Annotated in this window: 24 protein-coding genes and 1 tRNA gene; 10 read left to right on the forward strand and 15 right to left on the reverse strand. The window is 66.1% G+C overall.

The window, feature by feature from the left end:
* Positions 1 to 122: 122 nt before the first annotated feature.
* Positions 123 to 884, forward strand: coding sequence for a nucleoside triphosphate pyrophosphohydrolase (gene mazG / locus D5S08_RS09060; RefSeq protein WP_121117743.1), 762 nt, complete (start codon positions 123 to 125; stop codon positions 882 to 884).
* Here the strand turns inward: mazG and hflX are convergent.
* From hflX to dusB, 7 genes are all read right to left on the reverse strand, one after another.
* Positions 881 to 2,203 (reverse strand): GTPase HflX, encoded by a 1,323-nt coding sequence (gene hflX / locus D5S08_RS09065; protein ID WP_241557340.1) that lies wholly within the window; start codon positions 2,201 to 2,203, stop codon positions 881 to 883. The genes mazG and hflX overlap by 4 nt on opposite strands.
* Entirely contained in the window at positions 2,200 to 2,775 is a 576-nt protein-coding gene (gene hfq, locus D5S08_RS09070) for an RNA chaperone Hfq (RefSeq protein ID WP_121117745.1), read from the reverse strand. Before hfq ends, hflX begins: the two co-directional genes overlap by 4 nt.
* A 154-nt stretch (positions 2,776 to 2,929) precedes the next feature.
* On the reverse strand, positions 2,930 to 4,306 hold the full coding sequence (ntrX, locus tag D5S08_RS09075; protein ID WP_121118123.1) for a nitrogen assimilation response regulator NtrX: 1,377 nt from the start codon (positions 4,304 to 4,306) through the stop codon (positions 2,930 to 2,932).
* A 37-nt stretch (positions 4,307 to 4,343) separates the two neighbouring features.
* Positions 4,344 to 6,605 carry a sensor histidine kinase gene (locus tag D5S08_RS09080; RefSeq protein WP_241557324.1) on the reverse strand — a complete coding sequence of 754 codons (2,262 nt, stop codon included), beginning with the start codon at positions 6,603 to 6,605 and terminating at the stop codon, positions 4,344 to 4,346.
* A gap of 64 nt (positions 6,606 to 6,669) precedes the next feature.
* Entirely contained in the window at positions 6,670 to 8,073 is a 1,404-nt protein-coding gene (locus tag D5S08_RS09085) for a sigma-54-dependent transcriptional regulator (protein ID WP_121117747.1), read from the reverse strand.
* Entirely contained in the window at positions 8,070 to 9,161 is a 1,092-nt protein-coding gene (locus tag D5S08_RS09090; RefSeq protein ID WP_241557325.1) for a two-component system sensor histidine kinase NtrB, read from the reverse strand. The genes D5S08_RS09085 and D5S08_RS09090 overlap by 4 nt, the downstream gene beginning before the upstream one ends.
* Positions 9,158 to 10,177: a tRNA dihydrouridine synthase DusB gene (dusB, locus tag D5S08_RS09095; RefSeq protein WP_121117749.1), complete on the reverse strand. Its 1,020-nt coding sequence runs from the start codon at positions 10,175 to 10,177 to the stop codon at positions 9,158 to 9,160. The genes D5S08_RS09090 and dusB overlap by 4 nt, the downstream gene beginning before the upstream one ends.
* Before the next feature lie 78 nt (positions 10,178 to 10,255).
* Here dusB and D5S08_RS09100 point away from each other — a divergent pair, with 78 nt between their 5' ends.
* The 3 genes from D5S08_RS09100 to D5S08_RS09110 are packed head-to-tail and all read left to right on the forward strand — an operon-like array spanning position 10,256 to position 12,494.
* Positions 10,256 to 11,437: a bifunctional 2-C-methyl-D-erythritol 4-phosphate cytidylyltransferase/2-C-methyl-D-erythritol 2,4-cyclodiphosphate synthase gene (locus tag D5S08_RS09100; protein ID WP_121117751.1), complete on the forward strand. Its 1,182-nt coding sequence runs from the start codon at positions 10,256 to 10,258 to the stop codon at positions 11,435 to 11,437.
* On the forward strand, positions 11,434 to 11,976 hold the full coding sequence (locus D5S08_RS09105; RefSeq protein ID WP_121117753.1) for a hypothetical protein: 543 nt from the start codon (positions 11,434 to 11,436) through the stop codon (positions 11,974 to 11,976). Before D5S08_RS09100 ends, D5S08_RS09105 begins: the two co-directional genes overlap by 4 nt.
* Entirely contained in the window at positions 11,973 to 12,494 is a 522-nt protein-coding gene (locus D5S08_RS09110; RefSeq protein WP_121117755.1) for a CinA family protein, read from the forward strand. The genes D5S08_RS09105 and D5S08_RS09110 overlap by 4 nt, the downstream gene beginning before the upstream one ends.
* Here D5S08_RS09110 and D5S08_RS09115 read toward each other — a convergent pair.
* Positions 12,479 to 12,937 carry a type II toxin-antitoxin system RatA family toxin gene (locus tag D5S08_RS09115; RefSeq protein WP_121117756.1) on the reverse strand — a complete coding sequence of 153 codons (459 nt, stop codon included), beginning with the start codon at positions 12,935 to 12,937 and terminating at the stop codon, positions 12,479 to 12,481. The two genes, D5S08_RS09110 and D5S08_RS09115, sit on opposite strands and share 16 nt — an antisense overlap.
* Complete coding sequence (gene lipA, locus D5S08_RS09120) at positions 12,937 to 13,905, reverse strand: lipoyl synthase (RefSeq protein WP_121117758.1); 969 nt, start codon at positions 13,903 to 13,905, stop codon at positions 12,937 to 12,939. Before lipA ends, D5S08_RS09115 begins: the two co-directional genes overlap by 1 nt.
* A 129-nt stretch (positions 13,906 to 14,034) precedes the next feature.
* On the opposite strand from lipA, the gene D5S08_RS09125 reads away from it, so the two are divergent.
* On the forward strand, positions 14,035 to 14,838 hold the full coding sequence (locus D5S08_RS09125; RefSeq protein ID WP_121117760.1) for a DUF1206 domain-containing protein: 804 nt from the start codon (positions 14,035 to 14,037) through the stop codon (positions 14,836 to 14,838).
* Here the strand turns inward: D5S08_RS09125 and D5S08_RS09130 are convergent, their stop codons facing one another.
* Positions 14,839 to 15,324 (reverse strand): hypothetical protein, encoded by a 486-nt coding sequence (locus tag D5S08_RS09130; protein ID WP_121117762.1) that lies wholly within the window; start codon positions 15,322 to 15,324, stop codon positions 14,839 to 14,841.
* Positions 15,324 to 17,132 carry a DNA mismatch repair endonuclease MutL gene (gene mutL / locus D5S08_RS09135; protein WP_121117764.1) on the reverse strand — a complete coding sequence of 603 codons (1,809 nt, stop codon included), beginning with the start codon at positions 17,130 to 17,132 and terminating at the stop codon, positions 15,324 to 15,326. Before mutL ends, D5S08_RS09130 begins: the two co-directional genes overlap by 1 nt.
* Before the next feature lie 188 nt (positions 17,133 to 17,320).
* Between mutL and D5S08_RS09140 the strand changes: the two genes are divergently transcribed.
* The 5 genes from D5S08_RS09140 to D5S08_RS09160 all read left to right on the forward strand — a co-directional run bounded on the left by D5S08_RS09140 (position 17,321) and on the right by D5S08_RS09160 (position 22,301).
* Positions 17,321 to 18,367, forward strand: a complete 1,047-nt coding sequence (locus D5S08_RS09140; protein WP_121117766.1) for a rod shape-determining protein — start codon at positions 17,321 to 17,323, stop codon at positions 18,365 to 18,367.
* Between the two features lie 31 nt (positions 18,368 to 18,398).
* The gene (locus tag D5S08_RS09145; protein ID WP_121117768.1) at positions 18,399 to 19,406 is read left to right on the forward strand and encodes a rod shape-determining protein MreC; all 1,008 of its coding nucleotides are present in this window, start codon (positions 18,399 to 18,401) and stop codon (positions 19,404 to 19,406) included.
* Positions 19,399 to 19,956, forward strand: a complete 558-nt coding sequence (mreD, locus tag D5S08_RS09150; protein ID WP_241557326.1) for a rod shape-determining protein MreD — start codon at positions 19,399 to 19,401, stop codon at positions 19,954 to 19,956. Before D5S08_RS09145 ends, mreD begins: the two co-directional genes overlap by 8 nt.
* 34 nt (positions 19,957 to 19,990) lie before the next feature.
* Positions 19,991 to 22,072, forward strand: a complete 2,082-nt coding sequence (gene mrdA / locus D5S08_RS09155; protein ID WP_421757458.1) for a penicillin-binding protein 2 — start codon at positions 19,991 to 19,993, stop codon at positions 22,070 to 22,072.
* 153 nt (positions 22,073 to 22,225) lie between these two features.
* Positions 22,226 to 22,301 (forward strand) — tRNA-Lys (locus tag D5S08_RS09160).
* A 731-nt stretch (positions 22,302 to 23,032) separates the two neighbouring features.
* Here the strand turns inward: D5S08_RS09160 and D5S08_RS09165 are convergent.
* The 4 genes from D5S08_RS09165 to D5S08_RS09180 all read right to left on the reverse strand — a co-directional run bounded on the left by D5S08_RS09165 (position 23,033) and on the right by D5S08_RS09180 (position 24,808).
* A complete protein-coding gene (locus tag D5S08_RS09165) occupies positions 23,033 to 23,269 on the reverse strand; it encodes a hypothetical protein (RefSeq protein ID WP_121117770.1) in 237 nt (78 codons plus the stop codon).
* A 23-nt stretch (positions 23,270 to 23,292) separates the two neighbouring features.
* Complete coding sequence (locus D5S08_RS09170) at positions 23,293 to 23,757, reverse strand: hypothetical protein (protein WP_121117772.1); 465 nt, start codon at positions 23,755 to 23,757, stop codon at positions 23,293 to 23,295.
* Positions 23,757 to 24,068: a hypothetical protein gene (locus D5S08_RS09175; protein WP_121117774.1), complete on the reverse strand. Its 312-nt coding sequence runs from the start codon at positions 24,066 to 24,068 to the stop codon at positions 23,757 to 23,759. The genes D5S08_RS09170 and D5S08_RS09175 overlap by 1 nt, the downstream gene beginning before the upstream one ends.
* 158 nt (positions 24,069 to 24,226) lie before the next feature.
* Positions 24,227 to 24,808 carry a hypothetical protein gene (locus D5S08_RS09180; RefSeq protein WP_126665528.1) on the reverse strand — a complete coding sequence of 194 codons (582 nt, stop codon included), beginning with the start codon at positions 24,806 to 24,808 and terminating at the stop codon, positions 24,227 to 24,229.
* Positions 24,809 to 25,032: the final 224 nt, after the last annotated feature.

Consider the following 25,032-nt stretch of genomic DNA (forward strand, 5'->3'; position numbering starts at 1 on the left):
ACTTTACATAATACACATTATCAATCTGCAGCTTTCCCGTCGGCGTGTTTGCGGCAGCACGCTCAAGTTCACCCATTGAGTGCGTGCCGGGCTGCACGGATGCTGCTTACCGCCTGTCCAGGATGACCACGACGATGAACGAACTTGATCGCCTGCTCGCCATCATGACCCGCCTGCGTGACCCGGTCGACGGATGCGAATGGGATCAGCAGCAGACCTTCGCGACCATCGCCCCTTACACGATCGAAGAAGCCTATGAAGTCGCGGATGCGATCGAGCGCGGCGACCATGATGATCTGCGTGGCGAACTGGGCGACCTGCTGCTGCAAGTGGTGTTCCACGCGCGCATCGCAGAGGAAGCTGGCCTGTTCGCCTTTGGCGATGTCGCCGGCGCAATCGCCAACAAGATGGAGGCGCGCCACCCGCATATCTTTGGCACCGCTGATGCCGATGGGTTTTCATGGGAAGCGCTGAAGGCGGCGGAGCGGGAGGCGGCCGGCGCCACCAGCACAATGGACGGCGTGGCGCGCGCCCTTCCCGCGCTGCTGCGCGCGGACAAGCTGCAGCGACGGGCAGCGCGGGACGGCTTTGACTGGCCGGACACCACTGGTCAGCGCGACAAGGTCATCGAAGAAATGCAGGAGTTGGCGGAGGCAGACCCCGACAGCCTGGAGGAAGAAGCCGGAGACCTGCTGTTCGCAGCCGTCAATCTGGTACGCGCCCACGGCGTCGATGCGGAAGTGGCGCTGCGAAGAGCCAATGACAAGTTCGAGCGTCGATATCGTGCGATGGAGACCTTGGCGGGCGGCGACTTCGCCGAACGTACCCTAGAGGATCAGGAAGCGTTATGGCAGATGGTCAAGGCCACTGAGCGAGCCAGCTAAAGCGTATTGAAGCGCCCCAGTTCGCGCTCGGTCAGGCGCACGTCCAGGCGCCTGCGCGGGCCGGCGGCACCGTCTCCGGCATCATGGTCTGCCAGCACCTCGCCATGGGCATGCAGCCAGGCAAGCCGCTGCCCATCCGCGGCGTCCAGCGTGATGGCGTGTACCCGCGCACCGCCGGTCAGCACCGCGCCAAGCCGCGCCAGCATGGCATCCATGCCTTCGCCCGTCAGTGCCGACAGTTGCAGGATGTCGGGCTCCTGCTCCGCCACATGGGCCAGATCGCTTCGCTGATCGTCCGGCAGCAGGTCCCACTTATTCCAGAGTTCGATGATGGGAATATCGGAGAACTCGCCCTCGCCCGTGCCGACGCCCAGTTCGGCCAAGATCTCCAGCACCTCCCGCTTCTGGTCCGCGCTGTCAGGATTGGCGATGTCGCGCACATGCAGGATCACGCTGGCGGCGGTCACCTCTTCCAGCGTCGCACGGAATGCGGCGACCAGCTGCGTGGGCAGATCGGAGATGAAGCCCACCGTATCGGACAGGATCGCCTTCTCCAGCCCCGGCAGGCTGATTGCCCGCATTGTCGGATCCAACGTGGCGAACAGCAGATCCTCCGCCATCACGCCCGCGCCGGTCAGGCGGTTGAAGATCGTGGACTTGCCGGCATTGGTGTAGCCGACCAGCGCGATGACCGGCCAGGGCGCGCGTTCGCGACGGCTGCGGTGCAGCGCACGGGTGCGGCGCACCTGTTCCAGCTCTCGCCTCAGCCGCCCCATTCGAGCGCGGATCATCCGCCGGTCCGCCTCGATCTGGGTCTCGCCTGGTCCGCCCAGGAAGCCGAAGCCGCCGCGCTGCCGTTCCAGGTGAGTCCAGCTGCGCACCAGGCGGCTCTGTTGGTAATCCAGATGCGCCAGCTCGACCTGCAGCCGGCCTTCCGCCGTGGCCGCACGTTCGCCGAAAATTTCCAGGATCAGACCGGTCCGGTCGATGACCTTGCGCTTCAGCTTGTCTTCCAGATTCCGCTGCTGAATTGCCGAGAGCGCGCCGTCCACGATGATCAGGTCAGCTTCGGCCATGGTAGCCTCGGTCGCGATGCGTTCGATCTGCCCTTCGCCGAACAGCGTGCCGGGGCGCACGTCGCGCACCGGCACAATTGACGCTTCGCGCACGTCCAGCCCAATCGCCAGCGCCAGTCCCCTGGCCTCTTCAAGGCGGGCGTCAGCATCGCGCGTCTGCCGCTGGGCTCGTATATCAGGGCAAATGATCAGGGCACGTGCGCCGCGGCTGACCTCGCCTTCTATGTCGTCACCGAAATTCAGCTTTCTTCGCCTTCCTCGTCCAGATCGGCGGTAAGATCCACCGGCACTGCGGGCTGGATGGTTGAAACCGCGTGCTTGTAAGCAAGCTGCACATAGCCTTCGCGTTCCAGCAGCATGCAAAAAAGGTCATAAGCGGCGATGCGCCCCTGCAGCATGACGCCATTGACCAGGAACATCGTCACCGCCACGCCGGCGTCGCGCACGCGCGAAAGGAAGATATCCTGCAGCAGCTTCTGCTTGCGACCGCCCTCCCCACCGATGCCGAACTGTTCGACGTCCACCGGCTGGGCGGGCATGATCGTGGAGATCGCGTGCTTGTAGACCAGCTGCGACTGACCATCCCGCCGCAGCAGAATGGAAAAGTTGTCAAACCAGGTAACAATCCCCTGCAACTTCACGCCCTTTACCAGGAACATGGTGACTGGCGTCTTCTCGCGGCGGAGATGGTTCAGGAACAGGTCCTGCAGATTGCCGCCACCCTTCGCGCCGGAGGGCGCAGGCGCGGCGCGTGCAGGCGCAGCGGTGGCTTCGGTCGCCGGCTTCGGGCGGGCGGACAGCGTTCCTTTGGTCATTTCGAGTGACTCCTTTTTATTGGCGCATTCTGCGCATTCTTGTCGGCCGATCTGCCGGACAGCAGGTCTCCGGGGGCCGTTCGCTATGGGTCCCCCATGCCAAATTATTGTGCGGCTGCGAAGTTCCTTTTCACGTCAGCTGCACGACAGGCAATCATTCCTCCCCTGCACGGTCACTCATGCCCAGCAGCTTCAGCTTCCGATGCAAGGCCGACCGCTCCATGCCGATGAAGCCGGCCGTTTTGGAAATGTTGCCGGAAAAGCGCCGGATCTGCACCCGCAGATACTCGCGCTCGAAATTCTCGCGCGCTTCGCGCAGGGGCACGCCCATCAGCGCCGGTATGCCGGCACCGGTGTCCCCACCGCCCCCGATGATCTCCGTCGGCAGCATGTCCGCCTCTATCAGGCCGATCCGTTCGCGCGGCGCAAGAATCACAGTGCGTTCCACCACATTGCGCAATTGGCGGACGTTGCCTGGCCAGTCATAGGCCTGCATCGCAGCCAATGCCTCGGCAGACAGCTCCGGCGCGATCAGCCCCTGCTCCCGCGCGTAGCGGGTGAAGAAATGTTCGGCCAGGGCCGGGATATCGTCCCGCCGCTCGATCAACGAAGGGACCGTGATCGGCACCACGTTCAATCGATAGTACAGATCCTCCCGGAAGCGCTTTTCGGCAATTTCGGCTTCCAGATCGCGGGCGGTGGAGGATACCACGCGCACATCCACGCCGATCTGCCGGCTGCCGCCTGCCCGGACGAAGCTCTGCTCCGTCAGCACGCGCAGGATACGAGCCTGCGTGCTGAGCGGCATGTCGGCCACTTCGTCGAAGAACAGGGTGCCGCCATCGGCCATCTCCAGCAGACCGGGCCGCACCAGTCGCCCGTCGATCTCCTCGCCAAACAGCTCCTGCTCGAACCTTTCGGGCGTGATGCGGGCGGAATTGACGGTGACGAAGGTCTTGTCGGCGCGGGGGCTCCATGAATGCAGCAGCCGGGCGGCGACTTCCTTGCCCGACCCGCCAGGCCCGGTGATCAGCACGCGGCTGCCGGTGTTGGCCACCCGCTTCAGCAAAGCGCGCACCTGATTTATCGCGCTGGAGCTGCCGGTGAATTCCTCCGCCTGCGTGATTCCTTCGCGCAGGCGGGCGTTCTCGCGCCGCAGCCGCTCCGTCTCGGTCGCGCGGGCGACCAGCAACAGCAGCCGTTCCGCCTCGAACGGCTTCTCGATGAAATCCATCGCCCCGCGACTGACGGCGGAAACCGCCGTGTCGAGGCCGCCATGGCCGGAAAAGATGATAACCGGCAGGTCCGGCTCCCGCGCCTTGATCGCGTCCAGCACCTCGAGTCCGTCCATCGGACTGCCATGCAGCCACACGTCGAGCAGCACCACGCTAGGGCGCTTCTCGTCCACCGCTCGCAAGGCGCTGACGCTGTCGCCGGCGGTGCGGCACGAATAGCCTTCGTCGCTCAACACGCCGGCTACCAGCTCGCGAATGTCGAGCTCGTCATCCACGACCAGGATATCGAGCGCCATCATCTGTTCTCCATCTGCATGTGTGCCCGCGTCAATGTCATTCGGCCGCCTCGCTGCTCGCCACCGCCTGGCTGTCGGCGACCGCCAGGGGATCGCGTGCCAGCCGCAGCGTGGCGCAGGTTCCGCCATCCGGCGCGGCGGCGAAGGCGATTTCGCCGCCATGTTCCTCCACGATCTTCTTCACGATCGCGAGACCCAGCCCGGTCCCCTTCTCCCGCGTGGTGACATACGGTTCCAGGATCCGTTCGCCCCCCTGCGGCAGGCCGATGCCGTTATCGTGAACCTCTATCGTGATGCCGGCCACCTCCAGCGAGACGACAACGGCGATCCGGCCCTGCTCCGCCGGCAGGCTGCCTTCGCGCTGCCGGCTGTCGATCGCCTCCGCCGCGTTCTTGAGGACATTGGTCAGCGCCTGACCGATCTGGTGCCGGTCGCAGCTGATGGCCGGGCCTTCGCCATACACATCCAGCAAGTAGCGGACGTCGGGATGGCCGACCTCTTGCAGGAAGATCGCCTGACGCACCAGATCCACTGCATCCTCCCGACGGAAGACCGGCTTGGGCAACCGCGCGAAGGAGGAGAACTCGTCCACCATCTTCCTGAGATCGCCGACCTGCCGGATGATCGTGCCGGTCAGGTCATCGAACAGCTCGCCATCTGCCAGGATCTGCTTGCGATAGCGGCGCTTCAGCCGCTCCGTCGCCAGTTGGATCGGCGTCAGCGGGTTCTTGATCTCGTGCGCGATCCGGCGCGCCACGTCGGACCAGGCGGCCTGCCGCTGGTCCAGCAACTGGCGGGTGATGTCCTCGAAAGTGATCACATGGCCACTGCCCGACGGGGCGAGCCGCACCGCCAAGGTCAGCATCTCGCCATGTCGGTTGAACTGCACCGTGCTGCCGGCCGCCCCCCCGCGCAGCAGCTCCGCCAGACGGGGGGAGAGTTCCACCAAGGGGAGCCCGACGGGACTATCCGCCCCTTCCGCCAGCAGGTCACGGGCGGAATTGTTCATCAGGATGATGCGGCCCGCGGCATCCACGGAGACGATGCCGGCGGTGATCGACTGCAGCACCGTTTCGATAAAGGCGCCGCGCTCCGCCAACTGGCGGTTCGCGCCGATCAGCGCGTCGGTCTGCCGCTCGATCTGCTGCGTCATGCGATTGAAGGCGCGGTTCAGCAGGCCGATCTCGTCCGGACCGGTGCGGCCTGTCACCCGCATCGCATAATTGCCCGCGCCGATCGCGCGCGCTGCACCGACCAGGTCCGCCAGCGGCTGCACCTGCCGGTCGGCAAAGCGCAGCGCGAACCATACCGCCAGGCCGACCAGCGCCAGCGACACCCCCAGCAGCGCCAGGTTGAAGGTCAGCTGCAACCTGCGCGCCCGTTCCGTCAACACATCATAGGCCTGCACCACGCTTTGCGCGCGCTTCCACTGGCTTAGCGCCAGAGCATCGGAATTGCGGGCGTTATAGAGGTACAGGCCGCTGGCCCTGTCGATCGCGGTCACCGCCTCGATCCGTTCGGGACTGGCAGTCACGACCACTGCATCCCCTTGCTGCAATCGCGCTAGGGTGGCCGCGGAAATGCGCTGGCGATCGACATTCTCCTCCTCGGGATCGACGATCACCTCCACGCGCAATTGCCCGTCAGGCAATTGCTGCAGAACAGCACTTTCGTTGAACTTGCGGAGCAGGACCTGCCAGGAATAGGTGCTGCCGAAGCCGGTGCTGGCCAGGCCGTTGCGCCCCAGTTCGGACCGGAGATCGCCCGCCATGGCGATCGTCTCCTGCTCCACATCGCGCTGGCTCTCGTCATAATAACCGCGCGCCAGTTCATTGGCGCTTTCGAGGATGCCGCGCGACTGGCTGGAAAACCAGAACTCCACGCCGGACTGGAACATGAAACTGGCAAACACTGCCACCAGCAGCGTGGGCACCGCTGCCACCAAGGAGAAGAAGAACACCAGATTAACGTGCAGCCGGGCGGTGGTGCCCCCTGCCCGCTGGATTGCCAGGCGGCGGCCAAACAGGATGATCAGGCCCAGCGCCGGGATCAGCGTGCCGATCAGCATGGCCGACGACTGGCCAGATGGCACCAGCGTCCGCTCGTCCGCCAGATCGGCAAGCGTCAGGTACGAACGGACCAGCATCCCGGTGAGGACGGCAGCGCACAGGATCGCCAGCCAGAAATACAGATTAACCTGCCGGCCGATCACCTGCACCCGTCGCCACCAGCGCGGCGAACGGCGGATTGCGCCGCGCGGGCCGGCCAGCTGTGCTGCAGAGGGTACGCTGACACTCACAGTTGCAAGTTTACAACAGCCCTGTTGCCGCAAGGCAAGGCTTTTTTACATATGTGTGCGCAGGTCAGTGTCCTTCCGACCCGATCTGCAGGTCGGTTAGCCGCTTGCGCAACGTATTGCGGTTGATTCCCAGCAGACGAGCGGCGCGCAGCTGGTTGCCGCCGGTCTGCCGCAAGGCGTGTTCGAACAACGGTTTTTCAAAGGCCGACAGGGCAGCATGGTACAGCGTGCCCGGTGCCGGGCTGGTCTGTTCCAGCCATTGATCCAGCGCCTGTGCCATGTCCACCGGGGCAGCGCCCGGCTGGCTCGCCAGCGGCCGGTCGGCAAGCAGCTGCCCGATCAGGCCTACGTCGATTTCCTCGTCCCGCGCCAGCAGGGCGGCACGGTAAATGAAGTTGCGCAACTCCCGCACATTGCCGCGCCACGGCTGCGCATCCAGCAACGCAGCACCGGCGGCGCTCAGGCTGCGCGCGGGCAAACCTTCCTGAGCCGCGCAGCGCAGGAAGTGTCGGGCAAGCGGTTCCACATCGCCGGTCCGGTCGCGCAAGGCCGGCAGCTGGATGGGCACCACCGCCAGACGATAGTACAAGTCCTCTCGAAACGTGCCGTCCGCGATCAGCGGTTGCAGGTCGCGGTTCGTGGCGGCGATGATCCGCACATCGATTGCCACTTCCTCGTTGCCGCCCACCCTGCGGATCCGGCCGGATTGCAGCGCGCGCAGCAGCCGCGTCTGCGCCTCGGGCGGCATGTCGCCGATCTCATCCAGGAACAGCGTGCCGTTATTGGCCTGCTCGAACTTGCCAAGGTGACGCGCGGTGGCGCCGGTGAAGGCGCCCTTCTCGTGTCCGAACAGCTCGGACTCGATCAGGTCGCGCGGAATGGCGGCAGTATTCACCGCCACGAAGGGCCCGTCCTTGCGCGCGCCCAGCTGGTGGATCGCCTCCGCCACCAGCTCCTTGCCGGTGCCGGACTCGCCCAGCACCAGCACCGTCAGGTCGTTGCGCAGGACCCGCGTGATCATGCGGTAGACGTCCTGCATCGGCTGACTGCGCCCGATCAGCGGCAGCGCGCCAGTGCTCGCGCTGTCCGCCAGATCGATTGCGCCGCGCCCGTCCGCCGCCTGGCAGGCCGCACGCACCAGTTCGTCCAGATCGAACGGCTTGGGAAAATACTCGAAGGCCCCCGTATCGGTCGCCCGCACGGCGGTATCCAGGGTGTTCTGCGCCGACAGGATGATGACCGGCATGTCCGGACAGGCCGCCATTGCCCCGGGCAGCGTGGTGATGCCGTCGCCATCCGTCAGGACGACATCGGTCAGCATCACATCGAATCGCTGCTCTGCCAGCAGCCGGTCGCGCACAGCGATACTGTCGCAGCGGGCCACGGTGAAGGCCTCCTCCTCCAGCGCGGCGATGATCACGGTTGCGATCGCGGCGTCATCCTCCACCAGCAAGGCCTTGCGACTCACGTGCGATCCTTTTCCTGTCGCGCCATCGGCAGGTGGACGCGGAAATGCGTCCAGCCCGTGGCAGCGTCGCGTTCATGGCTGATCCGCCCATCCATGTCGCGCACCAGCTTGTTGACCAGCGCCAGCCCCAGTCCCTGGCCGTTCTTCTTCGCGGATACGAATGGTTCGAATATGTGGTCACGGATCGCGGGATCGATCCCGAGCCCGTTGTCGCTGACCTGCACCTCGATCGGCAGCTTGACCGGGCGCCCCAGGCGGATGACGTTCATCACCAGCCCGCTGACAAAGCGAGTGCGGATAACCACTTCGGGCTGGGCCGCCCCGTCGCTGGCATCGCGCGCATTGGTGATCAGGTTGATCAGGACCTGCACCAGCGCCCCTTCGCTACCCAGAACCGGGGGCAGGCTGGGATCGAACTCCTCCCGCACCAGCATGGGACCGCGCGCCGCCGTGACCGTTTCCATTGCCCGGCGGATGGTGGCATGCAGGTTCAGCGGCGCCACCGGATCGGCCCGCTCGCGCCCCAGCCGCTGCATCCGGTCGATCAGCTCGGCGATGCGGTCGACCTCGTCGGTGATCAGCCGGGTCAGGCCGCGATCCTCCTCCGCCAGCTTGCGGCTGACCAATTGGGCCGCGCCCCGGATGGCGGCCAGCGGGTTCTTGATCTCATGCGCCAGCACCGCTGGCCCGCGCAGGGCGCTGCGGCTGTCCCCTTCCCCCAGGCGCTCGCCCTGCCCGCTGTCGGACAAGGTGATGATCCGCCAGCCCGGGTGATTGGGCATGGGCGAGATGGTCAGGTTGGCGACGATCTGCCGTTCTTCCACCCGCATCTGCGCATTGCGCGCGGTCAGTTGCAGGTCACCATCCTCCAGCCGTTCGCGCACCAGCGGATCGGCGAAGCGGAGCACGTCCAGCAGCGGCCGGTCGCGCAGCCGGCGCGTGCTCTGGCCCAGCAGGTTCTCGCCCGCCGGATTGACGTCGCGGATGATCAGGTCGGGCGTGACCAGCAGGACGGCGAAGACCAGACCGGTGATCTGTTCACGCGGACCCGGCGCCCCGGACAAGGCAGCCCGCGCATCGTCGCTCACGCGGCCTTTTGCCTCAGGAATGGGGTGTAGAACCGCTCGAGCTCGTCCAGCACCGTGTCGGCGCTGTCGATGAAGTTGACCTTGTTGCGGAACTCCGCCGATCCGGTCAGCCCCTTGGTGTACCAGCCCAGATGCTTGCGGGCCATCTTGACCCCCAGGTCGCGCCCGTAATGGTCCAGCATCAGCCCGTAATGCTCGATCAGCAGCGCAAATTGCTCGTCGATGCAGGGCTCGCCAATGACCTCGCCGGTCTGCCACCAGCGCATGACCTGCCCCAGCAGCCACGGCTTGCCGTACGCGCCCCGCCCGATCATCACGCCATCGGCGCCTGATTGCGCCAGCGCCTGCGCAGCATCGGCAATCGAGCAGATGTCGCCATTGACGATCACCGGTACGCTGACCGCCTGCTTCACCCGTGCGACGAAGCCCCAGTCGGCCTCGCCCTTGTACATCTGGTTGCGGGTGCGGCCGTGAACGGTGATCAGCTGCGCGCCCAGATCCTGCGCGATGCGCGCCAGTTCGGGCGCGTTCAGGCTGTCATGGTCCCATCCCATGCGCATCTTCACCGTGACCGGCACGTCCACAGCCTTCACCGTCGCGTCGATCAGCCGGGCAGCCAAGGGCAGGTCGCGCATCAGCGCGCTGCCGGCATCGCCGCTCACCACCTTCTTGACCGGGCAGCCCATATTGATGTCGATGATCGCAGCGCCGCGGTCGGCGTTCAGCTTCGCCGCCTCCGCCATCTCGTCGGGCGAGCATCCGGCCAGCTGCAGGCTGACGGGTTCCTCAACCGGATCCCATGCCGCCTTCTGCAGGGACTGGCGGGTTTCGCGGATCATGGCGGGGCTGGCGATCATCTCCGTCACGTTCAGCCCACTGCCGTAGCGGCGCACCAGCTTGCGGAACGGCAGGTCGGTGACGCCGGTCATCGGCGCCAGCACCACGGGGCAGGCGATCGTTACCGGCCCGATCGCGATCGGCCGGCATGCGGGGGGAGAAGGTGTCTGCTCTTGCATCGTACTGCCCAAAAAACAGGCAGCGCATAGTGGATTGCCGCCCGTCCCGCAAGCCGCTAGCCGCCTCAGCGCAAGATCATGGCCCTATCACCTGACCTCCTCTCCGCCCCTGCAGCGATCATCGTCGCCGCCGGGCAAGGCCTGCGCGCCGGGCAGCCGGTGCCCAAGCAGTTCGCGCAGGTGGGCGGCATACCCGTGCTGCGCCGCTCCGCCATTGCGCTGCGCCAAGGCGGGGTTGGCCGCATCGTGATCGCCATCCCGGAAGGCGCCGAGGCTATCGCTGCCGATTGCTGCGCCGGGCTGGACGCGGTCAACTTCGTTATTGGCGGTGCGACCCGGCAGGCATCGGTGCGCAACGCCTTGGAGGCGCTGGCGGCTGATGCACCGGCGCAGGTGCTGATCCATGATGCCGCCCGCCCCTATTGTCCGCCTGAGGTGATCGCCCGTCTGATGGCGGCCTTGCAGCAGCACCCGGCGGCGATCCCGGTGCTGCCGGTCATCGACAGCCTCGCCCATGCGAAGCATGGCCTGATGGGCGCACCGGCGCGGCGCGAGGCGCTGTGCCGCGTTCAAACTCCGCAAGCATTCAGCTTCGCAGATATATTGGCTGCTCATCGTGCATGGCCCGGCGCACCCGACGCTGGCGATGATGCGCAGGTAGCGCGCGCCGCCGGCCTGGTGGTGGCGCTGGTTGAAGGAGATGACATGCTGCACAAGCTTACCGTCGCGGGCGACTTTCCCGCTCCGGCCCCCGCCGTTGCCACACGCTGGCCCCGCAGCGGCACCGGGTTCGACGTGCATCGCCTCGCCGCGGGGGAGGAATTGTGGCTGTGCGGTATCCGCATCGACCATCCGCTGGGCCTGTCCGGCCACAGCGATGCCGATGTCGGGCTGCACGCCGTGGTGGACGCCATCCTGGGCGCGATCGGCGCCGGCGATATTGGACAGCACTTCCCCCCGTCCGACCCGCAATGGCGCGGTGCATCCTCCGACCGCTTCGTGGAGCATGCCATCGGGCTGGTTCATGCGGCCGGCTATGTCGTCGGCAATGTGGACCTGACGCTGATCTGCGAGGCGCCCAAGATCGGCCCGCACCAGCCCGCAATGCAGCAGCGGCTTGCCGAACTGCTGCAGGTGGGCGTAGAAGCCGTCAACGTGAAGGCAACCACCACAGAACGGCTGGGCTTTGCCGGCCGCGGCGAAGGCATTGCGGCTCAGGCCATTGCGATGCTGGTCCCCGCCAGGGAGCATCAGGCATGAGGCGTCTGCGCACCATTCTCGCCGCCGCCGCTGCCATGGCCTGTGCGGTGACACCCACGCTGGCCGTCGCACAGCAATGCGTCACCCCTGACGAGACCCGCGCCATGACGATCTACGTCGTGCCGGCTTCGGTGCAGGCGTTGGAGCTGCGCTGTGCCGACCAGCTGGGGGCTGACGGCTTCCTGGCGCGCGAGGGGCGTGGCTTCGCCCGCCGCTATGCCGCGCTGCAGGCACGCAACTGGCCGCAGGCGAAGTCGGGCCTGCTGAAGGTGCTGGGCAGCAGTGCCACTGCGGGGCCGGTGCGCGACAATCTCGGCCTGATCGCCAACCTGCCGGACGAGCATGTCCGCCCGCTGGTGGATGCGCTCGTGGTCCAGGAATTGTCCGGCCGCATTCCGCTGGCGGATTGCGGATCGGCCGAACAATTGCTGCAGACCATGTCGGGGATCGAGCCGGAAGTGGCCGGCACGCTGGTCAGCCAGATCATCAGCCTGTTCGGCAATCAGCCGGCGCTGATCTGCCCGGCCACCCGACCATGAGCGAATATCTGCTGCCAGACGACATTGTTGCGCTGGCCACGCGCGTGGTGGAGGAGAACCGCGCCGCCGGCCGCCGCATCGCGGTTGCGGAAAGCTGCACCGGCGGGCTGGTCAGCGCCGCGCTGACGGAGATCGCCGGATCGTCCGACGTGTTCGAGCGTGGCTTTGTCACCTATTCCAACGATGCCAAGCGGGCGGATCTGGGCGTGCCGGGCGACATCATCGACACGTTCGGCGCAGTATCGATCGCCTGCGTCTATGCCATGGCCCAGGGCGCGCTGGAGCGCAGCAAGGCTGACGCCGCGGTCGCGATCAGCGGCATTGCCGGGCCGGGCGGCGGCACCGACAGCAAGCCGGTGGGCACCGTCGTGTTCGCCCGCGCGGTACGCGGACAGGACAAGCCGGAGGCGGAATCGCGTCAGTTCACCGACAATGGCCGCTCCGCCATTCGGCGCGATGCGACCCTGTGCGCGCTGGAGCTGCTGCTGCCGCAGGCCGCGGATCAGCCGACCGGCTGAACCTGTCCTTCCGCGCCATAGAGCGCGTCAGCCCGACGCTCGAACGCTTCCACCATCTTGCGGAAGGCTCGGTCGAAGTACTGGCCAGCCAGCATTTCGAACATGCGGTTCTTGAACGCGAAGTCCACGGAGAAGTCGATCTCGCACCCGCCATCCGGCAGGTCGGCGAAGCGCCAGCAATTGTCGAGGTCACGCAAAGGCCCGTCGACATACTGCACGCGGATGAAGTCAGGCCGTTCCTTGTGCACGCGGCTGGTGAACTTCTCGCGCAGCGCCTTGAAGCCGACCAGCATGTCGGCAACCATCTCCGTCCCGTCATCGGACCGGATGCGCGTTGCCACCACCCACGGCAGGAAGTCGGGGTAATGTGTGACGTCCGCCACCAGATCGAACATCTGCGCGGCGGAATATGGCAGCCGGCGCTGCTCCCTGATCCCCGGCATCAGACGACCGCGATGCCGATCTTCGGGGCCGCCTTGGCCAGCTTCGCCTCGCGCGCAGCCTTCATCACGGCGAAGTCGTCTCCCGCGTGATAGCTGGAACGGGTCAGCGGCGTGGAGGCAACCTGCAGGAAACCCTTGGCCCGCGCCACCGCGCCATAGGCGCCAAAGCTCTTGGGCGTGACGAACTCCTCCACCTTGGCGTGCTTGGGCGTGGGCTGCAGATATTGCCCCATGGTGATGAAATCGACGTCCGCGCAGCGCATGTCGTCCATAACCTGATGCACTTCCAGCCGCTGCTCGCCCAGCCCCAGCATGACCCCGCTCTTGGTGAAGATCAGCGGATCGTGGCGCTTCACCTCTTCCAGCAAGCGGAGCGAGGCGTAGTAGCGCGCGCCTGGCCGGATGGTGGGGTAGAGCCGCGGCACGGTTTCCAGATTGTGATTGTACACGTCCGGGCCGGCGGCGCAGATCGCCTCCAGCGCGGGGCGCATCTTGCCGCGGAAGTCCGGCGTCAGGATCTCGATCGTGGTGTTGGGTGCCTCTCGCCGCAGCGCCTGGATGACCTTCACGAACTGCCCCGCGCCGCCATCGGCCAGATCGTCGCGATCGACGCTGGTGATCACGATATGCTCCAGCCCCATGGCCGCGGCGGCAGCAGCGGTGTGCTCCGGCTCCAGCGGATCGACCGCACGCGGCATGCCGGTCTTGACGTTGCAGAAGGCGCAGGCACGCGTGCACACATCGCCCAGGATCATCACCGTGGCATGCTTCTTGGTCCAGCATTCCCCGATATTCGGGCACGCCGCTTCCTCGCACACGGTGTTCAGGTTCAGGTCGCGCATCAGCTTGCGCGTTTCCTGGTAGCCCTTGCTCACCGGTGCCTTGACCCGGATCCAGTCCGGTTTGCGCCGCCGGCTCTCGGTCGGGGGTTGACCTTCCGGGCTCTGGATCGGGGATAGCTCGTTCATCGCGCGATTATCTAGGCCCGCCACCCGCCACTGGCAATGGCTGGCGCGGCCAACCGATGCTGCGCCGGCGGGCACGATACGCCTGCAGCATCGTTGATGGCGCGAACAACAGTGGGGGCTATCGCCGAAATGGCAATCGACAAGTCGGAACAGTTCGACCGCGCGGTGAGGCTCGGCTTCCTTGCCCGGGCAGCGATCTACATTCTGCTGGGGGTGCTGGCGCTCGCCAGCAGCAGCCAGATCTCGGACGGGCCGCGCGCCGCCTTTGACGCGATCGGGAACGTGCCCGGCGGCACGGTGCTGCTGTGGCTGGTGGCGATCGGCCTGGTCTCTTACGCGCTGTTCCGGCTGGCATCGCCGCTGTTCGATATCGAGCATGAAGGGTCCGACAAGACCGGCTGGGCCAAGCGCATCGGCCATGGGGGCAGCGCGATCGGTCACCTGCTGCTGGCGTGGAGCGCCTTCCAGTTCGCCACCACTGGCACGGCGGCGGATGATAGCGCCCGCGCGCAGGAGGTTGCCGCTGGTGTCCTGTCCGTCAATCTAGGCCCTGTGCTGCTGGGGCTGGCTGGGCTGGCCTTCCTGGCGACCGCCGTGTTCCAGGCTCGCGAAGGTCTGACCGGCAGCTTCATGCATCGGATCAGCCCGCGCGCACCGAGGGCGACACGACAGATCGGCACCATCGGCTATTGCGCACGGGCCGTGGTGTTCGCGATCATCGGCTGGTCCCTGGTGCAATCCGCCTGGAGCGAGAACAGCGACGGCGTGATGTCGATCGGTGGCGCGATCACCTCTCTGGCCGACACCGGCATCGCCTTTGATCTGCTGGCTGTCGGCTTGCTGCTGTTCGGTGTGTTCAGCCTGGTTCTGGCCCGGTATCGCACCATCCCCGACATGGACGTCAGCGGCCGTATCCCGGCCTCCCGCGCCTGATCAGTCGCCGGTGCACTGCGCGTAGCCTGCGCCGCGGTAGACCACGCGGCCGTGAGGATCGCGCAAGGTGATGGTCCCGTCGTGATGATGATCCGAAGGGTCATCATCCAGCGCCAGCTGCAGTTCGTAGCCGGCGCCAAGATACCGGTTCCACGATCCCGCCGCCAGTTGCTGCGCCCCGGCATCGGCGGCGAACCGCGTCATCTTGCCGTCGATCTTCATCCAGGCATCCTGCGGCCCGGCGAGCACGCGGGCGCCCAGGCTGGTGCCGGGTGCGTAATTGCAGCCCTCGCCCGACAATTGATGCTGCATCATGTCCGGCCCGCCGATCGCCTCCGGCACGATCTCGCGCACAGGTGGCGGCGCGTTGTTGGCTTGCTCCACCAGGGCGATCTCCTGCTCCACGTCAGCGGCGGACTGCTCCGGATCGGGTTGCGAACAGGCGGCCAGCAGCACCAGTGTCAGCAGGGGGGCAAGGCGGCGCATCAATGTCTCCCGAACAGCTTCTCGACCTCGGCCGTGGACAGTTTCACCCAGGTCGGTCGTCCATGATTGCACTGCCCGGACCGCGGCGTCACCTCCATTTCACGTAACAAAGCGTTCATCTCGACCACGGAGAGCACCCGGCCGGCCCGCACGGAGCCGTGACAGGCCATTGTCGCCAGCACATGCTCGATCCGCTCCTCCAGCAGCAGGGCTGCGCCATGCTGCACCAGATCATCCGCCAGATCGCGCAGCAGCCGCGCGGGATCGGCCTTCCCCAGCACGCCCGGGACCGCCCGCACCAGCAGCGCGCCCGGCCCGAACCGTTCGTAATGCAAGCCGAAGCAGGCCATCGCCTCGGCGGCATCCTCCAGCAGGTCGCAGGCGGGCTCGTCCAGCTCGACAACTTCCGGCATCAGCAGCGCCTGCGCTGCCGCCACCTTCTGCGCGGTGCCCGCGGCGCGCAGCCGCTCCAGCACCAGCCGTTCGTGCGCGGCATGCTGATCCACGATCACCAGGCCGTCGGTCGCCTCCGCCACGATGTAGGTCGCGGCCACCTGCCCGCGCGCGACACCCAGCGGGTGCTGCACAGCAGAGACAGGCTCAGCCTCCGCCGCCTCCGCCCGGCCCAGCGGCGCGGCGGTCGCCAAGCCTGCGAAGCCCTGCCAGCCCACCGCTCGCTCCTGCACGACAGCCGGATCGGCCGCCTGCGGGCTCCACGCCGGCTGCTCGCCGGCGGGCGGCATCTGCCACCGGGCCATGGCCGAGGCATCCGCCGCCTGCGCGCTGCGCCGATCCCCGGTCGACAGCGACTGCCGGAGTGCCGACACGATGAAGCCGCGCACACCCGGCGCATCGCGGAACCGCACCTCCGTCTTGGCCGGATGCACGTTCACATCCAGTTCGGACGGCGGCATCTGCAGGAACAGCGCCAGCACGGCATGCCGGTCGCGCGCCAGCATCTCGGCATAGGCGCCGCGCACCGCGCCGATCAGCAGCCGGTCGCGTACCGGCCGACCGTTGACGAACAGATATTGATGGTCGGCCACTCCGCGATTGAAGGTCGGCAATCCGGCAAGGCCCGTCAGGCGCATCGGGCCGCTCTCCGTCTCGCGCAGCCAGTCCACCGCCACGCCGTTGTCGGCCAGGGCGCGATCGATCACCTGCGCAATGCGGGCGGCATGCCCCTCCCCACCTTGCAATTGCAGGATGCGGCGCTCGCCATGATGCAGCGTGAAGGCGATGTCGGGGCGCGCCATGGCCAACCGGCGCACCACGTCCAGGCAGGCGGCATATTCGCTGCGGGCACTGCGCAGGAACTTGCGCCGGGCGGGCACCTGCCCAAACAGCTGCTCCACCCGTACCTTCGTGCCTGGCGGAATGGCGCAGGGGCCATCCTCCGCCAGCGCGCCATGATCCACCATGCGCCGCCAGCCCTGCAGGGCGCCATGCGGGCGACTTTCCAGCACCAGCCTGGCCACGCTGGCGATGGAGGGCAGCGCCTCCCCGCGAAAGCCCAGCGTCGCCACCTGCTCCAGCGCGCCCTCGGCACCCACCAGCGCTTCCGGCAGTTTGGAGGTGGCGTGCCGTTCCAGCGCCAGCGCCATCTGCTCCGGCGCCATGCCGCAGCCATCGTCCACCACCTCGATCCGGTCCAGCCCACCTTCGAGCAACGTCACCGCAATACGCGTGGCGCCGGCATCGACGGCATTCTCCACCAGTTCCTTCAGCGCGCTGGCCGGCCGTTCCACCACCTCGCCGGCGGCGATCCGGTTGATCAGGGTCTCTGGCAGGCGGCGGATCAGGGGCATGAATGGCAACCTAGCGACAGCCTGCCGGCAATTCGAGGCAGGCGGTTGATTTGTGTTGCAGATGTGGACAGATTTATTTTGGCCTTCCGCGCATCACCGCGCTAAGGAGCCGCGGGTGAGCGGCGGGTCGCCCTGCCCTGCTTCTTGCCTCACCCATCGGCCCGGCGCACCAGATAAACGGAATATCCATGAGTTCCTACTTCAGCAGACTGTTCAAGTTCGGCTCCCAGAACATGGCTATCGATCTCGGCACGGCCAATACTCTGGTCTATGTGCAGGATCGCGGGATCGTGCTGAACGAACCGTCTGTTGTCGCGATCGAAACGCTGAACGGCGTGAAGCGCGTGAAGGCCGTTGGCGACGATGCCAAGCTGATGATGGGCAAGACCCCCGACAGCATCGAGGCGATCCGCCCCCTGCGCGACGGTGTCATCGCCGACATCGAGATCGCCGAGGCGATGATCAAGCACTTCATCCAGAAGGTGCACGGCAAGAAGAGCCTGTTCCGTTACCCCGAGATCGTGATCTGCGTGCCGTCCGGCTCCACCAGCGTGGAACGCCGCGCGATCCGCGATGCGGCCAGCAATGCCGGCGCTTCGGAAGTCTTCCTGATCTGGGAGCCGATGGCCGCCGCGATCGGCGCCGGTATGCCGGTGACGGAGCCGGTCGGATCCATGGTGGTCGATATCGGTGGTGGCACTACGGAAGTCGCCGTGCTGTCCCTGCGCGGCCTGGCTTATACCACGTCGGTGCGCACCGGCGGTGACAAGATGGACGAGGCGATCGTCTCCTATGTCCGCCGCCACCACAACCTGCTGATTGGCGAGGCCACGGCGGAACGGATCAAGCAGAATTACGGCATCGCCGTCATGCCGGAAGACGGAATCGGCGAGCAGATCTCGATCAAGGGTCGCGACCTGGTGAACGGCGTGCCCAAGGAAATCACCATCAACCAGGGCAACCTGGCCGAGGCACTGGCCGAACCGATCGGTGCCATCGTCGAAGGCGTGCGGATCGCGCTGGAAAACACCGCGCCCGAACTGGCGGCGGACATCGTGGACCAGGGTATCGTGATGACCGGGGGTGGCGCGCTGATCGCCCGGTTGGACGAACATCTGCGCGAAGAGACTGGCCTGCCTGTTTCCATCGCGGAGGATCCGCTGTCCTGCGTGGCCATGGGCACCGGCCGGGCGATGGAGGATCCGCTGTATCGCGGCGTGTTGATGACCGCCTGATCTCCTGAAACTCGCATAAGGGTCTGCAGCCATGGCGCTGCCTTCCGGTCGCCGGCCGGGTAGCAACAGGAAGGCCCAGCTGGGCCTGTTCGCCGGGTACCTGATGGCCGGTTCCGGCGCGCTGCTGGGTGCGGCGCTGCTGGGCGTGTCGCTGTTCCGGCCGGAGACCTTTGCCGGCCTGCGGTCGATGGCAGCCGACATCGCCAGCCCTGCTGGCGAAGCGGGCGCCGGCGGCAGGGTCGCCACGCAGAACGTGTTCGACGCTGTTGCCGGCTATTACCGTGCGGGCAGCCGCAACGCCGAACTGCGCGAAGAAATGCGCATCGCCCGCGTCAAACTGGCGGAAGCGGAGGCGCTTCGGCGCGAGAATCTGCGCCTGAAAGCCGTGCTGCGGCTGACGGAAGGCGATACGCGCCCTGTCGCCGCCGCGCGCCTGATCGGCTCCACCGCCTCCAGCACGCGCCGTTTCGCGTGGATCTCCGCCGGGCGGCTGGATGGCGTGCGACCGGGCATGCCCGTCAGCAGCCCGCTTGGCCTGATCGGGCGCGTGCTGGAAACCGGGCAGCGATCCAGCCGGGTGCTGCTGCTGACCGATCCGGAAAGCATGGTGCCGGTGCGCCGCGCGACAGACGACGTGGTCGCCTTCGCCGAAGGGCGGGCAGACGGGCTGCTGCGCCTCCGGCTGGTCAATCTGGGAATCAACCCGATCAAGAAGGGCGATGTCTTCGTCACGAGCGGCGCCGGCGGGCTGTTCCGGCCCGGCGTGGCGGTGGCGCTCGTCACCGGGATCACGCGCGACGGCGCCGTTGCCCAGCTCTTGAGCAATCCGGCCGCGACCGACGTGGTATTGGTGGAACCGATCTGGCAGGCAGAGGCGGTGGCATCCTCGCGGGCGCCGTCCATTGCCCAGGCCGAAGGGACCGACGCGGTTGAAACCGCCAGCGTCATCGCCGCAAGCCCGGCCGCGTCGACGGAAACCGCCGCCGGCAGGCCAACACCGGAAGTCACGCCGGTGGTGGAGCCGCAAGGCGGTGATTGATCCCGTCGCCTCCCGCCTGCGCACCAACGGCCCGGCGCGCAGCATCAATCGCACGCAATCGCCGATCCGCGCGCTGGGTGTTCCGTGGGGAACGATCATGCTGGGATCGCTCGCCCCCTGGCTGCCCATCATAGCGCCTGCGCCCATCCTGCCGCCGCTCGGCTTCATGATGCTGATCGCTTGGCGACTGGGACGGCCCAACCTCTTGCCCTTGTGGGCCGGCTTCCCCCTGGGCCTGTTCGACGACCTGTTCTCCGGCCAGCCGCTGGGCAGCGGGATCCTGCTGTTCTCCGTGGCCCTGATTGCCATCGACCTGATAGAGATCCGCTTTCCCTGGCGGTCCTTCTGGCTCGACTGGCTCTCGGCAGCCACCCTGCTGCTGATCTATCTCACGGCCGCCACGCTGTTCGCGCGGGTGCCGCTGACCGACCTGCAGGTGCAGCTTGTCGGTTCCCAGCTCTTGTTCTGTGCGGTACTGTTCCCCATTATCGCGCGGACCACCGCCTTGCTTGATCGACTGCGTCTGCAACGGGTCCGCCGCATCGACTGATCCTGTCCCTGCCTATCGAGTTGCTTCCCGCATCGTGCGCCACAAATTCACACCATCCAGTCTTGCGCAGAGCTTCGAGCGGCGCTCCTTCCTCGTGGGTGGCATCCAGGGCGGCATCGGCCTGCTGCTGGCGGCCCGCATGGGCTACATCGCCGTGGCCGAAAACGAGCGATACAGACTGGAGGCGGAAAGCAATCGGGTAAATCTCACCCTGATACCGCCCCGTCGCGGCTGGATCCTGGATCGCAATGGCGCTCCGCTCGCCTCCAATCAGGCCGAGTTCCGGATCGACATCATTCCGGAGCGCCTGGAAGACCCGGCGGCCACGATCGAGATCCTGAGCGAACTGCTCGCGCTTGATCCGGTGGAAAAGACTGACCTGATCGACAAGGTGAACGCCTCTTCCCGCTTTGCCGCAGTGCAGGTAGCGAGCGGGATCAATTACGATCGCTTTGCCGCTGTCAGTGTGCGGCTGCCCGAACTGCACGGCGTCATCCCGCAGCGTGGTTTCTCGCGCTTCTATCCCACCGGGCCGGCGGTCGGCCATCTGATCGGCTTCGTAGGCACGGCCAACAAGGAGGAGTGGGAGGAAGCCGAGCGCAATCCACTGTTGGTCACCCCCGGCTTCAAGCTGGGCAAGGACGGGCTGGAAAAGCAGTTCGAGCAGGTGCTGCGCGGCACGCCCGGTGCTCGCCGGGCGGAGGTGACTGCAGGCGGCCGCATCGTGCGCGACCTGGAAACGCGCGAGGATGTGCAGGGTCAACCGATCCAGCTGACCATCGATGGCCCCTTGCAGGATTACGCCGCCCGCCGCATCGGGCTGGAAAGCGGCTCCGTCGTGGTGATCGACTGCCTGACGGGCGATCTCATGTGCATGGCGTCCATGCCTTCCTTCGATCCCAACAGCTTCTCCGACGGCATCGGCCGTGTCGAGTACAAGATGCTGTCGGAGAACGAGCGCATACCGCTGCGCAACAAGGTGCTGAAGGGCCTCTACCCACCCGGCTCCACGGTGAAGCCGATGGTGGCCATGGCGTTCCTGGAGGCTGGCCTGTCCCCCACTGCCAGCGTCGGTTGCGGTGGCGGGCTGCGGGTCGGCAATCGCGTGTTCCACTGCTGGAACCGCCGTGGTCACGGCAGCGTCGACATGGCCAAGGGAATCTACCAATCCTGCGACGTGTATTTTTATCACTTCGCGCAGCAACTGGGCATGGATGTGATCGCACCCATGGCCAAGCGGCTGGGCATGGGACAGGAATTTCCGCTTCCGGTCGCCAGCCAGTTCTACGGCACGGTGCCCGATCCTGCGTGGAAGTTGCGCAAGTACGAGCGGGAGTGGCAGGCGTTCGACACGGTGAACGCCACAATCGGCCAGGGCTACATGCTGGCCAATCCGCTGCAGCTGGCCGTGATGGCGGCCCGGCTGGCCACCGGCAATCAGGTCATGCCGCGTCTGCTGATGACCAAGGGTCGGCCTCAGTTCAATTCCATGAACTTCCACGGCGATCATGTGCAGGTCATGCAGAAGGCGATGAGCGACGTGGTCAACGGGCCCGGCACCGCCGGCCGTGCGCGGCTGCCGCTCGACAATATCCTGATGGCGGGCAAGACCGGTACGGCGCAGGTCGTCAGCCTCTCCGTCGCCAGCGGCAAGTCCGGGCCATGGAAGTATCGCGACCATGGCCTGTTCATCTCCTTCGCGCCGTTCGACAATCCGCGATATGCCTGCGCGGTGGTGATCGAACATGGTGGCGGCTCCGGCGCTGCCTACCCGATTGCGCGCGACGTGATGACTTTCCTGTTCGATCCGACAAAGGCGCTGGACGCGTTGCACCAGCTGGAAGCGCAATGGGGCGGCACCGCACAGGAACGGCTGGCGGCGACCTATGCCCGCTATGCCGCCGCCGCCGGCGTGGAGGTGCCCCCGCCCGCGCCCACCGACCTCGTCGCCATGGCACGGCAGGTCGATGCGGAGGCCCGCGCCGGTCCACAGCCCCGGGCCGCGGCAACCGCCGCCGTTGCTCCCCCGCCAGAGCCGGAGAGCGGGCCGATCCCGGCCGCGACTGCCACGCCAGTCGCCGTCACGACGCGGCGTACCGACGGGGCCGTGCAGTAGTAGAGGCTGATACCGGAGTGCCTCGCCTACTGACCGTCGGCAGAAAATTGCATGAAAGGTCATTACGGGGCTTTTCATGCCGCTCCCGATCTGTATAGGGGCGCTTCCCGCGGCGGCAGACCGCCCTCGCGGGCTTCACGGCACTGCCGGGATGGACGCATAGCTCAGTTGGTAGAGCAGCTGACTCTTAATCAGCGGGTCCTTGGTTCGAGCCCAAGTGCGTCCACCACCTTTTCCTTAGCTTTTACAGTTACCTGCTGTGGATCGCCCTGCGGGGTGGTAGCTGCGCGCTGCTTACCCGTAAGATGATCGTAAGTAGCAGCACCGCTTGCGTGAGTTTGCCACCGGGCATACCTTCGTCGCTCTCGGGCGGGGTACAAAGATGTATAAACGTGCATCATCTTTCTTGCAGACTGCCGGCCGTGTGGCTGCGGCGAACAGCAAGCGTCGGGCGCTCAGAGTGCTTGACCCGCGTACTCGCGCTCAACAGCGAAAGTGGTGGTATGTGGTAATTGACCACCACCACAAGACGAGTACATCCGTGCGGGCGGCATACCCGCGATACCCGACTTGGCTTGAACAGGAAGTTTCGCGGTTCGGGGCTGACCGTTGGCTAGCCTATTGGGATCGCAAGACCGGGAAGCCAAGGCGCTCATAACAGCACCGCCGCGCACCCGGTTGCGGCATTCTCGTTCTACCTACCGCCCTAGGCATAGCGATCTTCATCGCGACGGCACCCGCCCTCGGTTCCGTTGCAGAGGCGCAGGCGAACCACGTCTTCCGACCAGAACGGCTTATGGCAGCGGATGCAGTGCTGCCAGCCGACTCTCCTGACCACGCGAGGCGGGTCAGCGTCGGTGTCCAACACCGGCTCCCGCCGTTTGCCGCCATCATCATCCCACGGCTCCGGTTCGCTGTACCCGGTGGGCCGTTGATACCGCTTGATGGGGCTTGCCGTGGTCACCGCCGACCATGCTCCCACACCTGCCCGCGCCGCTGCCAAGCCCCCCAGGTGCCGTCAGTCTCCCACCGCGACAGGCAGTACAGGACGACGGTAAAGTCTTGCCGGTCCAGTTCACCAGCAGCCATCTTGGCCTCGCATTCGGCGGCAAAGGCGTCGAACGAGCCATAGTCACGAGCGATGGGCGACAACGCAGGTGCCCGCGCCTGCTCCAGCCGCTGCACCCTCCCGAGCATGGATCGGACCGCCGCCACTGTGGTCAGCCCCGGCCAGCCTCAAGGGCAGCTACGCGCTTTTGCAGCTCCGACACCCTCTCGACGAGCAGTTCCAGCACCGCCTTGACGTTGGCGGGCCACTCCAAGCGCGCCTGCTCCTCCGCGATCCTGCGCTGCACGGCTGCAACCTCCACGCCGTGCAGACCGTCGAGCATGTCATTCGTGATGCCGTATGCGCCATTCTCGTTGCCGGTGGCCGGTGCTTCACCGACGTTCGCGCGCTCCGAAGTCATCGGCACGACATAGAGGGGAAAGGTCATCTGGTCCGCCATCTCCTTGGCCCACGCGACCGCCTCGTCGTACTTTTCGATAGGCTCGGGCCGGGTATGGAATTGCATGCGATGCTTGCCGTCCTGCGGCGGGCCGAACCATGCCACCTTCACAAAGGTATCGTCGGGTTCCGGGTCATAGGCGTACACGAAGTTCCGCTCGGTCTTGATGATCGCCATTAGACGGTCCTCGCTTCAAGGGTGATGATGCGCGCTTCCAGTTCCTCGACAGCGCGGGCGTTGCTCAGGGTGCCAATGGCGGCAATCACCTCACGCCCGCTGTCCGGCGACAGATCGCCCGACGCGATGGCTGCAAGAACGGACTCGATCTGCTGCGCCGTGCTGGCGGTCGGGTCGAAGTCGAACTCCACCCGTTCTGACTGCGCCTTCATGGGCGGAGCGATGCGGGCGAGGACGATACCGCAGGCTTGCAGATCGCCCTCCTTCGCCGCCTCGGTGACCACGCGGGCAATCTCCAGCCCCTCGTCCATCAGGGCGCGGGTGATCTTGGTTCGAGCGTCTGGACGACCGGGCGGGCCTGCCGCGCGGGTTGCCGCTCTGACCCTTGACCCATCGGTGGCTGTTCGGCGCAGGCAGTTGTTCTGTGTGATCGGGCATGGGATTTGATCTCAACAGGGGAAGAACAGGGTCAGACAGTCGGCTCGATCCGGAGCGCGGCCTGTGCTGCCTCGTGCGCGGCACCGATGTTCCGCACCTTGGACGGGTCGGCTCCCACGGCCTTCTCCATCTCAATGAAGACCTTGCCTGCATCGGTGTTCAGCTTGTCGAGCGTGGCGCGCATGAGCGTCAGGCGCTGGACCAGCGCCGGGTTCTGCCGCTCGTGCCATTGGCGCGTCAGTACCGTCCGCATCTCGTCGGACAGGCCGGACAGGTAGGAAGGCGCGCCCAGCACGGCCGACACAGACAGGTCATCGCCGCTGTTGATGCGCTCGCGCACGAAATCCACCGCCTTGCTGTCCAATGATCTGGAATGCGCCCGGATTTCCGAGGCCACGTTCAGGCTGGCCTTGCTTTCGACCGGTACGGACAGTTCGCGCTCGATATGCTCCGCCGCCTTCGTGATGTTGGCTGTGGCCACATCGAACCGGCGCAGCAGCCGCTCTTGCTCCTTGGCGGCCACCTTGCCGACAATCAGGATGCGGTGTTCCTCGGTATGCGTCGGGTCGTTACGACCTACCTCCGTGGCTGTATGCACCTTGCCGATGGTCACATAGGCATCACGGAGTGCGCTCTCCGCATCGCCAATGAACTTGGCGCTGTCCTCGTCATATCCATCCAGCGCGGTCAGCGTGCTAGGATGAAGTGCAGGCGAGACGCGGGTATCGACTTGCTCAGGCATTGCAGGCTCCGAAGTTTGATAAAACTTACGACTGCCTTTTATTTACCTGTTCGCCTGTTAGTTCCGCTACTGTTATTTGTCTTTAATAGTTGCTT

It is taken from the genome of Croceibacterium ferulae, from assembly GCF_003660445.1.
In the GTDB taxonomy this organism is placed as follows: Bacteria; Pseudomonadota; Alphaproteobacteria; order Sphingomonadales; family Sphingomonadaceae; genus Croceibacterium; species Croceibacterium ferulae.

What these genes read in the sequence shown, in the direction of transcription:
- D5S08_RS09145 (WP_121117768.1), top strand. Translation starts at nt 18,399, where the DNA reads ATGGCGCTGCCTTCCGGTCGCCGGCCGGGTAGCAACAGGAAGGCCCAG.
- hfq (WP_121117745.1), bottom strand. Translation starts at nt 2,775, where the DNA reads ATGACCAAAGGAACGCTGTCCGCCCGCCCGAAGCCGGCGACCGAAGCC.
- D5S08_RS09105 (WP_121117753.1), top strand. Translation starts at nt 11,434, where the DNA reads ATGAGGCGTCTGCGCACCATTCTCGCCGCCGCCGCTGCCATGGCCTGT.
- D5S08_RS09170 (WP_121117772.1), bottom strand. Translation starts at nt 23,757, where the DNA reads ATGGCGATCATCAAGACCGAGCGGAACTTCGTGTACGCCTATGACCCG.
- dusB (WP_121117749.1), bottom strand. Translation starts at nt 10,177, where the DNA reads ATGCAAGAGCAGACACCTTCTCCCCCCGCATGCCGGCCGATCGCGATC.
- lipA (WP_121117758.1), bottom strand. Translation starts at nt 13,905, where the DNA reads ATGAACGAGCTATCCCCGATCCAGAGCCCGGAAGGTCAACCCCCGACC.
- ntrX (WP_121118123.1), bottom strand. Translation starts at nt 4,306, where the DNA reads ATGGCGCTCGATATCCTGGTCGTGGATGACGAGCTCGACATTCGCGAG.
- mutL (WP_121117764.1), bottom strand. Translation starts at nt 17,132, where the DNA reads ATGCCCCTGATCCGCCGCCTGCCAGAGACCCTGATCAACCGGATCGCC.
- D5S08_RS09125 (WP_121117760.1), top strand. Translation starts at nt 14,035, where the DNA reads ATGGCAATCGACAAGTCGGAACAGTTCGACCGCGCGGTGAGGCTCGGC.
- D5S08_RS09175 (WP_121117774.1), bottom strand. Translation starts at nt 24,068, where the DNA reads ATGGACGAGGGGCTGGAGATTGCCCGCGTGGTCACCGAGGCGGCGAAG.
- D5S08_RS09165 (WP_121117770.1), bottom strand. Translation starts at nt 23,269, where the DNA reads ATGCTCGGGAGGGTGCAGCGGCTGGAGCAGGCGCGGGCACCTGCGTTG.
- D5S08_RS09100 (WP_121117751.1), top strand. Translation starts at nt 10,256, where the DNA reads ATGGCCCTATCACCTGACCTCCTCTCCGCCCCTGCAGCGATCATCGTC.
- D5S08_RS09140 (WP_121117766.1), top strand. Translation starts at nt 17,321, where the DNA reads ATGAGTTCCTACTTCAGCAGACTGTTCAAGTTCGGCTCCCAGAACATG.
- mazG (WP_121117743.1), top strand. Translation starts at nt 123, where the DNA reads ATGACCACGACGATGAACGAACTTGATCGCCTGCTCGCCATCATGACC.
- D5S08_RS09130 (WP_121117762.1), bottom strand. Translation starts at nt 15,324, where the DNA reads ATGCGCCGCCTTGCCCCCCTGCTGACACTGGTGCTGCTGGCCGCCTGT.
- D5S08_RS09110 (WP_121117755.1), top strand. Translation starts at nt 11,973, where the DNA reads ATGAGCGAATATCTGCTGCCAGACGACATTGTTGCGCTGGCCACGCGC.
- D5S08_RS09115 (WP_121117756.1), bottom strand. Translation starts at nt 12,937, where the DNA reads ATGCCGGGGATCAGGGAGCAGCGCCGGCTGCCATATTCCGCCGCGCAG.